This window comes from Streptosporangium sp. NPDC020072, assembly GCF_040631445.1.
Taxonomy (GTDB): Bacteria; Actinomycetota; Actinomycetes; order Streptosporangiales; family Streptosporangiaceae; genus Streptosporangium.
In genome coordinates this window covers 194071-207253 of record NZ_JBEYAB010000010.1, presented here as the reverse complement: position 1 = coordinate 207253, position 13183 = coordinate 194071, and the positions used below count along the sequence as shown (strand labels likewise).

The window sequence follows — 13183 nt, the reverse complement described above, 5'->3', positions numbered from 1 at the left end:
CGTTGTCCCGTACGTCCGGGTGCCGCACTATTCTTCATACCGTCAAGTAGGTTCCCCCTGAGACAGCGAAGAGGGGTCAGTGACCGCCCCGCCCAACGAAACGCTCACCGTCCTACTCATTGAGGACGACGCGGGCGACGCCTTTCTCGTGGAGGAACTGCTCGCCCAGGCCAACAACCCGCCGAAGATCATCTGGGTGCGCAGTCTGCAGGAGAGCCGGGAACGGCTGACCGACGACGTCCAGTGCGTCCTCGTCGATCTCTCCCTGCCCGACGCCACCGGTCTTGAGGCGCTCGAACAGGTGCTGGCGATGGTGCCCGACGCCGCCGTGCTCGTGCTGACCGGGCTGAACGACGCCCACGTGGGCGTGGAGGCCGTCGCGGCGGGCGCCCAGGACTTCCTGGTCAAGCAGGACGTGGAGGCCAGGCTGCTGGCGCGGGCCATCCGTTACGCGATGGAGCGCAAGCGCGCCGACCTGGCCCAGCGCAGGCTGGTCGAGGCCGAGCTGCTCACCAAGGAGAACTCCCGGCTCGAACGCGGCCTGCTGCCCGTCCCCCTGCTCGAACAGGGCGGCCTCGAACACCAGGCCCGCTACCTTCCCGGCCGCAGGCGCGCCCTGCTCGCCGGTGACTTCTGGGACACCGTGCAGAGCCCGGACGGCGCCGTGCACGTGGTCGTCGGCGACGTGTGCGGGCACGGGCCCGACGAGGCCGCGCTCGGCGTCGCGCTGCGCATCGCCTGGCGGGCCCTGGTGCTCGCCGGGCACACCGGCAACGAGCTGCTGAGCGTCCTCGACTCCGTGCTGCGTCTGGAGCGCAAGTCCGCGGAGATCTTCACGACGCTGTGCATCGCCACGATCGACCCCGCGCTCAGCCGGGCGCGGATGCACGTGGTCGGCCACCCGCCGCCGCTGCTGATCCGCGACGGCACGATCGGCGTGGTCCCCGGCACACCCTCGGGGCCGCCGCTGGGCATCTTCAAGGACGTCGTCTGGTCGGAGATCGAGGTCACGCTCGGCGACGACTGGTCGCTGCTGTTCTACACCGACGGCCTGATCGAGGCGACCGTCGGCGGAGGCCCCGACCTGCTCGGCACGGAGGGCCTGCTCGCTCTGGTGCACGAGCACGGAGGCATCCACCTCGACCGGTTGATCGAGCGGGTGATCGAGCTCAACGGTGACTCTCTCAGCGACGACCTCGCCACCGTGCTCATCTCCCGCGGCTCCTCCGGGAACGGCGGACGGTGAGCCGGCGAGCGGAGATCAGGCCGTTGCCCGCCGTCACCCCGGCGAGCGGCTTCGGCAGACTGCGGGTCGGTCAGTGGTTCACGCTCACCGGGGTCGCCATCACCCTGCTGTTCGCGATCTCCGCCGCCTTCACCGTCTCCTCGATCGAGGAGACGAGGGCGGCCAGCGTGGCCGTGGCCGACGTCGTCGATCCCGCGGCGTTGCGCACCATGGACGTCGCCAACGCGCTGTCGGCGCAGGAGAGCGCGGCCAGGGCGTACGGCAGGACCAACGAGGCCGTCTCCCTTGAGGACTACCGGGAGGCCGTCGCCGCGGAGACCGACGCCCTGCGCGCGCTCGACGGCCTGCTGCCCAGGATGCCGGACGAGCAGCCGATCAGAGCCGACGTGGAGCGCCTGAGGACCGCGGCCCAGGCGTGGCGCCGCGACTACGTGGACAAGGTCATCGCCGAGATCCCCGTCCACAAGTCGGAGACGGCCTCGCGGAACGCTCCCATCAACGCCAGCCGGTTCGCCGACGTCCGCCGTTCGATCGTCGCCCTCCAGGAGAATCTCGACCGGCTGCACGTCGAGGGCAGCGCACGTCTCGACCGGGGCTGGCAGGCCCTGTACCTCGCGCTCGGCGGGGTGGTCGCGGCGCTGCTCCTGGCCGCGATCGGCGCCGCGCTCATCGTGCGCAACGCCGTACTGCGCCCGCTCGCCGAGTTGAGCGGGCAGGTCCGGGCGGTCGCGCAGGGCGACTTCGAGCACCGGCTGAAGGTCGACCACCCCTCCGAGTTGTCGGAGCTGTCCGGCCATGTGAACTCCATGCGGCGGCGCATCATCGCCGAGTGGCGCAGGGTCGAGGACGCCCAGGCCAAGCTTGAGGAGCAGGCGGCCGAGCTGCGGCGCTCGAACGGCGAGCTTGAGCAGTTCGCCTACGTGGCCAGTCACGACCTGCAGGAACCGCTGCGCAAGGTGGCCAGCTTCACCCAGATGCTCGAACAGCGCTACGGCGACCAGCTCGACGACCGGGCCAAGCAGTACATCACCTTCGCGGTCGACGGCGCCAAGCGCATGCAGCTGCTGATCAACGACCTGCTCGACTTCTCCCGGGTCGGCAGGAAGGGCGGCGAACCGGCCCCGGTCGACGCCGACGTGCCGTTGCAGGCGGCGCTGAGGAACCTCGCCGCGCCGATCGAGGAGGCCGGGGCGACGATCACCTCCGACGACCTCCCCACGGTGCACGGCAACCGCACCCAGCTCGTCCAGCTCTTCCAGAACCTCATCGGCAACGCCGTCAAGTTCCGCTCCGAGGAGCCCCCCGTGATCCACATCGGCGTACGGCGCGCCGGGGACATGTGGGAGTTCTCCTGCTCGGACAACGGGATAGGCATCGAGAGCAAGTACACTGACCGGATCTTTCTGATATTCCAGCGGCTGCACGGCCGGGACGTCTACGCGGGCACCGGCATCGGTCTGGCCCTGTGCAAGAAGATCGTCGAGTACCACGGCGGCCGCATCTGGGTGGAGAGCGAGGCTCCCGAGCACCCGGGAACGACCTTCCGGTGGACCCTTCCCCCTGGAGAGAGCGATGAATGACCTGCGCTGGATCGACGTGCTCCTCGTCGAGGACGACCCGGGCGACGTCCTGCTGACGCGTGAGGCGTTCGAGCTGAACAAGGTCAGGAACAAACTGCACGTCGTCAACGACGGCGAGCAGGCCATGGCCTTCCTCCGCAAGGAGGGCGAGTACGCCGACGTGCCCCGGCCCGACCTGATCCTGCTGGACCTCAACCTGCCCCGCAAGGACGGCAGGGAGGTGCTCCAGGACATCAAGGGCGACGAGAAGCTGCGCGGCATCCCGGTGGTCGTGCTGACCACCTCGGAGTCGGAGGAGGACATCCTGCGCAGCTACCACCTGCACGCCAACGCCTACGTCTCCAAGCCCGTCGACTTCGACCAGTTCATCAGCGTGGTCCGCAGGATCGACGACTTCTTCGTGACCGTGGTCAAACTCCCCAGCTCCGACCAGCATTACTGACCCGGGCGGGCCCTGCGGGGCCCGTGACCGAGGATCTCCACTCGGCCCTCCCCAGCTCGCGGAATGTGGCGTCCTTATTCCCTGCTCCTGACCAACGTGACAGGAATCACACCGGGTGACGGAAAATGTGAGTGACGCTTCTCACATGAGCGGGTAGCAGCGTCGTAACGTATCCCCACCAACAAGCGCGCGCACGGTGATCCGGCGCGACCACGGCGCGGTGCGCGGACAACTGAAACGACCCGGACCCCTCCGGCGAGCAGCGGGGGTCCGCGGGAGGTGGAGAGGTCTCCGATGACCCAGACAGCGGCCGAGAACCCGGCCAGAAGGCAGCGCGCGCAGATCAAGGAGCGCACGCTGCGCACCGACCAGTGGTGGCGTTATCCGCTGGTCACCTTCATCATCTTCGGGGGGTTCCTCGTCTACGCCACGTGGACGCTCTTCGACAACAGTTATTACGCGGCGCCGTACATCGCTCCGTTCTCTTCCCCGTGCCTGGCCACGAGCTGCCCCGAGGGGGCGCGCCTGTTCGGGTTCGCGCCCTTCGGCGACTGGTACACCCTGTCGCCCAGCCTGCTGATCCTGGCCCTGCCCGCGGGTTTCCGTTTCACCTGTTACTACTACCGCAAGGCCTACTACCGCGGGTTCTGGCTCTCGCCGCCCGCGTGCGCCGTCAGCGAGCCGCACGGCAAGTACACCGGTGAGTCCCGCTTCCCGCTGATCCTGCAGAACGCCCACCGTTACTTCTTCTACACGGCGATCGTGGTCGGCCTGATCCTCGCCTGGGACGCGGTGCTGGCCCTGGTGGAGAAGCCGTTCGCTCTCGGGACGCTGATCCTGGTGGTCAACGCCGTGTTCATCAACCTGTACACGCTGTCGTGCCACTCCTGCAGGCACATCACGGCCGGGCGGCTGAACCACTTCTCCAAGCACCCGGTCCGTTACCGGGCCTGGGGCTTCGTCTCCAAGCTCAACGCCAAGCACCAGGAACTCGCCCTCATCTCGATGTTCACCGTCATGGGAGCCGACCTCTACGTACGGCTGGTCGCCAAGGGCATCGTCAACTTCCCGTTCGCATAAGGATCACCAGTGGAAATCGAGCGTCACGAATACGACGTCGTCGTCATCGGCGCGGGCGGGGCGGGACTACGGGCGGCCATCGAGGCCCGCCAGCAGGGCAAGCGCACCGCGATCGTCTGCAAGTCACTGTTCGGCAAGGCCCACACCGTCATGGCCGAGGGCGGCGCCGCCGCGGCCATGGGCAACGTCAACAGCGACGACAACTGGATGGTGCACTTCCGCGACACCATGCGGGGCGGCAAGTTCCTCAACAACTGGCGGATGGCCGAGCTGCACGCCAAGGAGGCCCCCGACCGGGTCTGGGAGCTTGAGGCCTGGGGCGCGCTGTTCGACCGCACCAAGGACGGCAAGATCAGCCAGCGTAACTTCGGCGGCCACGAGTACCCCCGGCTGGCCCACGTCGGCGACCGTACCGGCCTTGAGCTGATCCGCACCCTCCAGCAGCGGGTGGTCGCGCTCCAGCAGGAGGACGAGCGGCTGCACGGCGACCCCGAGGCCTACATCAAGGTCTTCCAGGAGTGCACGATCACCCGGCTGCTGAAGGACGGCGACGCAATCGCCGGGGCCTTCGGCTACTGGCGGGAGAACGGCAAGCTGATCGTCTTCGACGCCCCCGCGATCGTGCTGGCCACCGGCGGCATCGGCAAGTCCTACGTGGTGACCTCCAACTCCTGGGAGTACACCGGCGACGGCCACGCGCTGGCGCTGCTGGCCGGGGCGAAGCTGATCAACATGGAGTTCATCCAGTTCCACCCGACCGGGATGGTCTGGCCTCCCTCGGTCCGCGGCATCCTCGTCACCGAGTCGGTCCGCGGTGACGGCGGGGTGCTGCGCAACTCCGAGGGCAGGCGCTTCATGTTCGACTACATCCCCGACGTGTTCAAGGACAAGTACGCCACCACCGAGGAGGAGGGCGACCGCTGGTACACCGACCAGGCCAACAACCGGCGTCCTCCGGAGCTGCTGCCCCGTGACGAGGTCGCCAGGGCCATCAACGCCGAGGTGAAGGCCGGTCGCGGCTCACCCCAGGGCGGCGTCTTCCTCGACGTGTCCAGCAGGCTCCCGGCCGCGGAGATCATCAAGCGGCTGCCGTCGATGCACCACCAGTTCAAGGAGCTGGCCGACGTCGACATCACCGCCGAGCCCATGCAGGTCGGCCCGACCTGTCACTACATCATGGGCGGGGTCGAGGTGGACGCCGACACCGGCGCCGCGGACGTCCCCGGCCTCTTCGCCGCGGGTGAGGTCTCCGGCGGCATGCACGGCTCCAACCGGCTCGGCGGCAACTCGCTGTCGGACCTGCTGGTCTTCGGCCGCCGGGCGGGGGCGGGAGCGGCCGCGTACGTCAACGGGCTCGCCGCCAGGCCGCAGGCCACCGAGGAGGCGGTCTCGGCCGCGCAGGCGGAGGCGCTGGCCCCGCTTGAGCGCACCGGGGAGAACCCGTACCAGGTCCACCAGGAGCTCCAGCGGACGATGAACGAGCTCGTCGGGATCATCCGCAACGCCCAGGAGGTCACCGAGGCGCTGGAGGCCGTGGGCAAGCTCAAGGAGCGGGCCCAGGGGGTCGGCGCCGCGGGCAGCAGGATCTACAACCCCGGCTGGCACCTCTGCCTGGACCTGCGCAACATGCTGCTGGTCTCCGAGTGCGTCGCCAAGGCGGCTCTCATCCGTGAGGAGAGCCGCGGCGGTCACACCCGGGACGACTTCCCCGGCATGTCGGCCGAGTGGCGGCGCAGGCTCCTGGTGTGCGCCCTGTCCTCCGACGGCTCCGGCGTGTCCGTCGAGGAGAAGGTGCAGCCCCCCATGCGCGACGACCTGATCACGCTTTTCGACCGGGCCGAGCTGAAGAAGTACATCACCGAGGATGAGCTGGCCGACTTCGACGCGTTGGTCAAGGAGTAGCCATGAGTTACAAGGCGAAGTTCCGCGTGTGGCGGGGCGAGGGCGGCGAGGGGAAGCTTGAGGACTTCACCGTCGAGGTGAACGAGGGCGAGGTCGTCCTCGACATCATCCACAGGCTCCAGGCCACCCAGGCCCCCGACCTCGCGGTCCGCTGGAACTGCAAGGCCGGCAAGTGCGGCTCGTGTTCCATGGAGATCAACGGCAAGCCGCGCCTGGGCTGCATGACCCGGATGTCCACCTTCACGGAGGACGAGACGATCACCGTGACGCCCATGCGGACGTTCCCGGTGATCAAGGACCTGGTCACGGACGTGTCCTTCAACTACCAGAAGGCACGCGAGATCCCGTCCTTCACCCCTCCCGCGGACGTGCAGCCGGGCGAGTACCGCATGCAGCAGATCGACGTCGAGCGGTCCCAGGAGTTCCGCAAGTGCATCGAGTGCTTCATGTGCAACAACGTCTGCCACGTGATCCGTGACCACGAGGAGAACAAGCCCGCCTTCGCCGGTCCGCGTTTCCTGATGCGGATCGCCGAGCTGGACATGCACCCCTACGACGTGGCCGACCGCAAGGACTCCGCGCAGGAGGAGCACGGTCTGGGGTACTGCAACATCACCAAGTGCTGCACCGAGGTCTGCCCCGAGCACATCAAGATCACCGACAACGCGCTGATCCCGATGAAGGAACGGGTCGTCGACCGTAGGTACGACCCGCTGGTCTGGCTCGGCAACAAGATCTTCAAGCGGTCCGGCTCGAAGAGCTGACACCCCGCCCCGGCGCCGGTCACCCCCGTGACCGGCGCCTCGGCATGTCAGGGCTCATGACCCCGTACGGCTCGCGACCGGCCGCCCACGTAACGACTTCGCCGGTCCACGCCCTTCATGACGCGCCAGCCGTGGTCCGCCGGCCGTGATGCGCGGTCTGTGACTCACCACCCGCGTGACGGCGCCACCGCCCCGCGCCGGCTGTGACGCGTCGGCCGCGTGGCGGTGCCGTACGGCTCGCTTCACCGCGTTGACCGGCCATTTCCTGTCAGGACATATCCGGAAAAATGCTGATGAATTATTAGGGCCGGAAATCTCACCCTCTGGCCGACATATCACCTTTGACCAGGTATTTCATGCCAAATACCCCCGGGTGGCGACCCGGGGGTAGGTGACTACTTCTTGCGGAACAGGCCGCGCTTCTTCTTGCCGCCCTCCCCGGGGAGGGGGTAGACCGCGGTGCCCGAGGGGCCAGAACCGGGTGGCTCGAAGTTGGAAACCTCGGGGGCCGGTGCCTCAGGCTTGGGAGCCTCGGGCTTGGGGGCCTTCGACCTACCCCTCTTGGACTTGGCCGGGGGCAGCGGCTCAAGGCCGAAGGGACGGCGGGCGCCCTGCGGCTCCTGCGGGCCTCCCGAGGGTTCGGGCTTGGTGCCGGGCAACGGCTCAAGGCCGAAGGGACGCCGAGGCTGCTGTTCCCCTGCGGGCTTGGTGCCGGGCAGCGGTTCGAGACCGAAGGGACGCCTGTCGTCCCGCGGCTCCTGCGGGAACGGCGCCCCCGGGAACTCGCCCGGCCCCTGCGGCCCGTGGATCGGCCCGGCGAACTCCCCGGGTCCGCCGGGGAACCCTCCCGCTCCGCCGGGGAACTCGCCGGTTCCGCCGGGGAGGCCGCCGGGGAACTCGCCGGTTCCGCCGGGGAGGTCACCGGGCGGGAACGGCGCCCCGGGGAACTCGTCCGGTCGCTGCGGGAACGGCGCCCCGGGGAAGTCCCCCTGCACGGCGCCGGGAACGCCCCTCTGGGGAACGCCGGGAGGATCCTGCGGGAGAGGGCCGTCGAAGCGCTCCGAGCCCTGGGGGAACGGCCTCGCGGCGTCCCCGGTGAACTCCTCCGGCCGCGCAGGCTCGCCGTACCCGGGATGCTGCTCCTGGCCGGGAACCGGCATGTAGCTCGTCGGCTGCTCGTACTGCTCCGGCGCGTAGCCCTCGGGAAGCACCGGGGCGTACATCTGCATGGGGACGAAGCTGATGATCGGGGCGTAGGCCGTACCGCCCTGATAGACCGTGGGCGGCATGCCCGGCGCGGGGGCGTAGGCGGCGCCCTGCGGGTAGAGCCTCGGGTCGAGCCCGGCACCCGGGCCACGCGGTCCGGCCCTGCGTACGGCGGAGGCGTGGGCCAGACGGCGCAGCCTGCCCTCGAAGATCAACACGGCGAACAGGACCAGCAGCGCCAGGACCAACGCCGGGATGCCGAGCCGCTGGCTCAGCCCGGCGGCGTCGAAGTCGGAGCCCGCGTTACGGATCTCGTAGGGCACCGAGGCGGGCCCGTTGTCCTCGAACGTGGTGCTCTCGGTCGGCTCGGGCGTGGCGCCGGTCACGGGGGTCAGGGTCGGGGTCGGGGTCGGCTGCTGGGTCTCCTCCGTGGTGGGGAAGACCGGCGCCTGGTCGGAGGGCGTCGGATCGGCCGCCGGCGTCGGATCGGGGACCACCGGCGCGGTGGTCGGCGTCTCGACCGTCGCCGGGGTGGGGGTCGGCTCCGGAACCTGCGGCTTCTTGGGCTTCTTGGGCTTCGGGCTCGGCGTCACGGTGACCGTGGTGGTCACCGTCTTCTGCGGGGTCGGCGAAGGGGGAAGCGGGTCCGGGTCGCTGGTGACCGTGACGGTGACGACCGGCGTCGGCTCCTCCTCACACGGCCCGGCGGGATCGATGTCGCAGCCCGGGATCTCCGAGGGGTTGGCGGCCAGCAGCCGGGTGACCCCGACCGGGGTCCGGTTCGCGAACGGCGCGTTGGCGACCACCAGTCCCGCGCACACTCCCACCGACACCAGGACGGCTGAGACGGTCGCCGCACGCCGTGATCGCCTCACAGGTGCCCTCCGAGGATTCCCTATACAAGCCCAGTCAAGTCAAGGAAATACTAGTCGGATAAAAGGAATAACAAACCCCTGTTTCATGACACCTATCGCGTACCGCGTCTGCGCTGAATACGCGCCTGCAGCCACAGCAGACCGAGCAGACCGCCGACCGAACCCCCCACCACGGGAAATCCATTCGCGCCAGTCAAGGACGGAGTCCACAGGGCCACCGGCTCGATCTCCTGACCGGGCCCGTCCACGTCCTGGGGCAACGGCGCACCCGGCGGCGGGGCATCCGTGGCGATCGCGGGGGACGCGGGGGGCCCTGCGCCGACGGCCGTCGGCGCAGCCAGCGGCATCCTCAGGTTGGGGTCGTTCCACAGCGGAGGTACCTGCCCTGCCCCCGGCACGTTGACCGCCGCCCCTGCCCCCGGCGCATTGGCCGCCGATCCGGTCTCCGGCACGTTGGCCGCCTGCCCGGCCCCCAGCATGTTGGCCGTCTGCCCGGCCCCTGGGACACCGGCCGGGACCGGCGGCCCGGGAACCTCCGCCCGCCGCCCGGCGCCCGGCCCCTTCGGCGCTCTGACCGCCTTATGCGACGTGGGCGGCGTGACCGTCTCGTACGGCTCAGGCCCAGGCTGGACACCCACCTCCGTGACCTCGCCCCGGTCCCGCCCGGGGTCCGCCCCCTGATCCACCTCCCCGGAACCGCCTTCCGGCGGCACGACCTCCGCCTCCGGAACCGGACGGACAACCCCTGGCCACCGAACCGGCGGCACAGCCTCCGCCCCCCGAACCGGCGGCACGACCTCCGCCCCCGGAACCGGACGGACGTTCCCCGACCCCTGAACCGGCGGCACAGCCTCCACACCCAAGGCCGGAGGAACCCCTCCCGCTCCCTTCACCGGACGGACGGTCCCCGGCTTCCGGACCGGAGGCACGACCTCTGCCCCCGGGACCGGACGGGCGGCCTCCGCCCCCTGCCCTGGAAGGGTCTCCCCTGGCTCCCAGACCGGCGGAGACCCCTGAGTCAGCGGAGTCCCCTGCGCCGGCGGAACGGATCCCGGCCCCTGGATCGCCGGGGCCCACGCGCTCCCCCGCTCCCCCGCCCCCTCTTCTCCCGGCGAGCCAGGAACACCCCGGGTGTCCGGGCCCGGCGCCGACGAACCGCTTCCCTCGGGCCGTTCCCAGGCGATCGGCTCGATCTCGATCCTCTCGGGGCGCCGCCGCGGCAGGAAGTCCGCCTCCCCGGGGCCGCCCGTGGGCCGTGCCCCCCGCAGGCCGGTGGCCGTACGGGTCACCCACTCGCCCTCCGGGGTGCGCATCCGCAGCAGCGCGGCCAGCCCGACGGGCCAGGCCCCGGCCGTGGGCGCGTCGACCAGCACGTCAACGGACGTGCGCGCGCTCACCTCCCCCAGGAGGCACTCCCGCCATACCTGCACAGCTCCCGACGACCCCAAGCCCTCCGAGGATCCCAACGCGGCCCCCGGCTCAGGCTCTGACGCGGATCCCGACCTGGACCCCTGTGCGGGCCCCAACGCGGCCCCCGGCTCAGGTCCTGACCTGGACCCTGATGTGAGTCCCGGCGTGGGACAGCCGACGAACCGGATCTCCGTACCCGGCGTCGCCACGACCGTGAGCCGCGCCTCACTGCCCGGCCCGCTCAGCCACACCCGGAACCCCGCCGTCCCGTCGGCACGGACCACGTCCGGTGGTACGGCGTCGCCCGCCCCGGCCGCGTGGACCACCGGCCCCCCGCCGAGGACGAACGTCCCCGCTCCGACCGCCGACATGATCCGGGCACCCCGCCACCATCCGGTCACCGCATCTCTCCGATCCCCCGATTCGGACACGCGACAACAAACGTTCAGTGGTGTTATGTCACAGTGAGTAGCCGATCAACCCCCGCCGAGCCGACCTTGTACGGCCCGCACGATCGGCAGGTCCGCCGGAAGCCACGGCACGTCGTAGAGTTCGTGACCGGCCAGCCAGCGCAGGTCCAGGTGTTCCTTGGCCTCCGGCTCGCCCTCGACGATCCGCGCCAGCCAGACCCGCAGCACGTATCCACCCGCCAGCGGCCAGTCACCGCCGATCTGCTGCCCCACCTCGACCAGGACGCCGAGTTCCTCCTCGCACTCCCGGACCAGCGCGGTGCGGTCGTCCTCCCCCGGATCGACCTTCCCTCCGGGGAACTCCCAACCGCCCGCCAGCTCAGGGGGGTCGGCGCGCTGTGCGGTGAGCAGTCTCCCGTTGCCGTCGACGATCGCGGCTCCCACAACGACCTTGTCCATGGGCCCGATTGTGTCAGCCCTGTTCCCTCAACCTGAGCTGCTCGACGACCTGGGGGTTGGCCAGCGGCCGGGTGAACCCGACGATGCCGGTACGGTCCTTGTAGGTCGTGACCTTGATCGGCCCGCACAGACGGCACCTGGCCTCGACCATCTTGCCCGGTGAGACCACCATTCCGACGTGCCCCGGCCGGTCGGCCGAGGTGCCGGGCCCGGCGTTGAAGAAGACCAGGTCTCCCGCCTGCTCCTGCCCCTCCGGCACCTTGACGCCGAACGGCCACTGGCCGAAGGTCGTGCGCGGGATCGTCAGGCCGACGCTGCGGTAGGCCATGTAGATGATCCCCGAGCAGTCGAAGGCGTCGGGCCCCGTGCCACCCCACAGGTACGGCTTGCCGCGCTGGTTCAGGGCGTACTCCAGGATCCCGGCCACCGTGCCGGAGGGGGCCGCCGCGATCAGCGGCTCGTCGCAGAGTTCCTCCGCCTGTGACGGCACGCCGACCGCGCCGTCCTTGGCGTACCGCTCGGCGATCTCCATGACCTGGTCGACGTACCACCAGGCCCGGTTGTAGACGAACAGCGACCTGCGCACGTTCTCGGGTGCCCCGTTGTGCTTGAGCATCTTGGCCGCGCCCAGGATGGCGTCGGCCGGGTTGTAGACGTCCGCCCAGCCGTCGCCGTCGCCGTCCGAGGCGTAGCCGTTGAACGTCGACGGGATCTTGATCTTGGCCTTGCCGCCCCAGGTGCTGATCAGGAACTGCATCGGCCCCGCGGCGCCCGCGTAGTTGGTGCCGCTGCTGACCCCCGGCAGTGTCGAGCGTCCGTGGTCGGTCTCCCGCTTGCCGACCCCGGCGAGCACGTTCCACTGCACGCCGATCTTCTTGGCGCTGGCGCGGTACTGCTTGAGGTACTCGGAGGGGATGTCGGAGGCCGCGGTCTCCGACTCGTCTCCGACCGGCTGCGCCCTGTCGTTGCAGTCGGGCAGGTCACCGCCGGTGAAGGACGGGAAGGAGCCGATCATCAGCACCGGCGCCATGCTCAGCGTGAACAGGCACAGCGCCCCGACGGCCAGGATCAGCGCGAGACGGATCCTCTTGTTGTCCCTCATCCAGCCGCTCCGGCGGGCACGCCGTACGGGGTCAGGCGGACGAGCATCGCTTTCCCTCTCATCCGGCCGCGCCCGAGGACTGGTCGTCTCCGTCCTGTCCCTCGTCGGCGGGCTGCAGGTCGTGGATCCGCCACTCGGTGCCCATCTCGACGACCGTCACGGCGTAGTCGGCGGTGCGTTCCTTGGCGCCGCTCTTGGCGGTGACGGTCTGGGTCCCGGTGACCACGAAGATCACCGAGGACCGCTGGATCTGCCTGATCTCCTTCACCTTCGCCGATCCGACGGAGACCACCTCGTCGGCGGTGTTGGCCGCGATGGTGCCCGGCGAGGTGACCGTACGCAGCAGCACGTCGGCGAAGTCCGACGTGGTGTAGCTCCTGAGCCGGTCACCGTAGGCGGAGGGCTGTTCGTCGTAGCTGAACGTGCCGTACTCGACGGTGAACCGCCGGGCGTAGTCGGCGGCTGCCGCCAGCTCCTGCTTGGTCATCGGCAGGTAGGAGTAGACGTCGAAGGGCGCGTTGCTCGCCGTCGCCTCGGCGTGCGGCGGCTCGGCCTCCCCCCGTGTCGTACGGCTCACGCCCGCCGGTTCGGCGGCGGGCTCCTGCCCGCCGCCGTCCGGACCGGACCACATGGTCAGGTAGAGCCCGACCAGCGCGAGCACCGCCACCAGCACCGCGAAGACGACGCCCCGCCTGCCTTCGACCATC

Annotated in this window: 11 protein-coding genes; 6 read left to right on the top strand and 5 right to left on the bottom strand. The window is 69.9% G+C overall.

Annotated elements, in window-relative coordinates:
- Window positions 1-79: 79 nt before the first annotated feature.
- The 6 genes from ABZ470_RS24995 to ABZ470_RS24970 all read left to right on the top strand — a co-directional run bounded on the left by ABZ470_RS24995 (window position 80) and on the right by ABZ470_RS24970 (window position 7014).
- Window positions 80-1246 (top strand): SpoIIE family protein phosphatase, encoded by a 1167-nt coding sequence (locus tag ABZ470_RS24995; RefSeq protein ID WP_352013754.1) that lies wholly within the window; start codon window positions 80-82, stop codon window positions 1244-1246.
- Entirely contained in the window at window positions 1243-2826 is a 1584-nt protein-coding gene (locus ABZ470_RS24990; protein ID WP_352013755.1) for an ATP-binding protein, read from the top strand. Before ABZ470_RS24995 ends, ABZ470_RS24990 begins: the two co-directional genes overlap by 4 nt.
- A complete protein-coding gene (locus tag ABZ470_RS24985) occupies window positions 2819-3268 on the top strand; it encodes a response regulator (protein WP_352013756.1) in 450 nt (149 codons plus the stop codon). The genes ABZ470_RS24990 and ABZ470_RS24985 overlap by 8 nt, the downstream gene beginning before the upstream one ends.
- 294 nt (window positions 3269-3562) lie before the next feature.
- A complete protein-coding gene (locus tag ABZ470_RS24980) occupies window positions 3563-4348 on the top strand; it encodes a hypothetical protein (RefSeq protein WP_352013757.1) in 786 nt (261 codons plus the stop codon).
- A gap of 9 nt (window positions 4349-4357) precedes the next feature.
- Entirely contained in the window at window positions 4358-6250 is a 1893-nt protein-coding gene (locus ABZ470_RS24975) for a fumarate reductase/succinate dehydrogenase flavoprotein subunit (protein ID WP_352013758.1), read from the top strand.
- Between the two features lie 2 nt (window positions 6251-6252).
- Window positions 6253-7014: a succinate dehydrogenase/fumarate reductase iron-sulfur subunit gene (locus tag ABZ470_RS24970; RefSeq protein WP_352013759.1), complete on the top strand. Its 762-nt coding sequence runs from the start codon at window positions 6253-6255 to the stop codon at window positions 7012-7014.
- Between the two features lie 395 nt (window positions 7015-7409).
- Here ABZ470_RS24970 and ABZ470_RS24965 read toward each other — a convergent pair whose 3' ends face one another.
- The 5 genes from ABZ470_RS24965 to ABZ470_RS24945 form a co-directional block, all read right to left on the bottom strand.
- Window positions 7410-9095, bottom strand: coding sequence for a hypothetical protein (locus ABZ470_RS24965; RefSeq protein ID WP_362914178.1), 1686 nt, complete (start codon window positions 9093-9095; stop codon window positions 7410-7412).
- 92 nt (window positions 9096-9187) lie between these two features.
- Window positions 9188-10492, bottom strand: a complete 1305-nt coding sequence (locus ABZ470_RS24960) for a hypothetical protein (RefSeq protein ID WP_362914176.1) — start codon at window positions 10490-10492, stop codon at window positions 9188-9190.
- Between the two features lie 489 nt (window positions 10493-10981).
- Window positions 10982-11374 carry a (deoxy)nucleoside triphosphate pyrophosphohydrolase gene (locus ABZ470_RS24955; protein ID WP_352013763.1) on the bottom strand — a complete coding sequence of 131 codons (393 nt, stop codon included), beginning with the start codon at window positions 11372-11374 and terminating at the stop codon, window positions 10982-10984.
- 13 nt (window positions 11375-11387) lie between these two features.
- Window positions 11388-12476, bottom strand: coding sequence for a bifunctional lytic transglycosylase/C40 family peptidase (locus ABZ470_RS24950; RefSeq protein WP_352013764.1), 1089 nt, complete (start codon window positions 12474-12476; stop codon window positions 11388-11390).
- A 58-nt stretch (window positions 12477-12534) separates the two neighbouring features.
- Window positions 12535-13182, bottom strand: coding sequence for a conjugal transfer protein (locus ABZ470_RS24945; protein ID WP_352013765.1), 648 nt, complete (start codon window positions 13180-13182; stop codon window positions 12535-12537).
- Window position 13183: the final 1 nt, after the last annotated feature.

Excerpts from the sequence above, each read along its gene's own strand:
- ABZ470_RS24955 (WP_352013763.1), bottom strand. The coding sequence starts at position 11,374 with ATGGACAAGGTCGTTGTGGGAGCCGCGATCGTCGACGGCAACGGGAGA.
- ABZ470_RS24970 (WP_352013759.1), top strand. The coding sequence starts at position 6,253 with ATGAGTTACAAGGCGAAGTTCCGCGTGTGGCGGGGCGAGGGCGGCGAG.
- ABZ470_RS24950 (WP_352013764.1), bottom strand. The coding sequence starts at position 12,476 with ATGAGGGACAACAAGAGGATCCGTCTCGCGCTGATCCTGGCCGTCGGG.
- ABZ470_RS24945 (WP_352013765.1), bottom strand. The coding sequence starts at position 13,182 with ATGGTCGAAGGCAGGCGGGGCGTCGTCTTCGCGGTGCTGGTGGCGGTG.
- ABZ470_RS24980 (WP_352013757.1), top strand. The coding sequence starts at position 3,563 with ATGACCCAGACAGCGGCCGAGAACCCGGCCAGAAGGCAGCGCGCGCAG.
- ABZ470_RS24985 (WP_352013756.1), top strand. The coding sequence starts at position 2,819 with ATGAATGACCTGCGCTGGATCGACGTGCTCCTCGTCGAGGACGACCCG.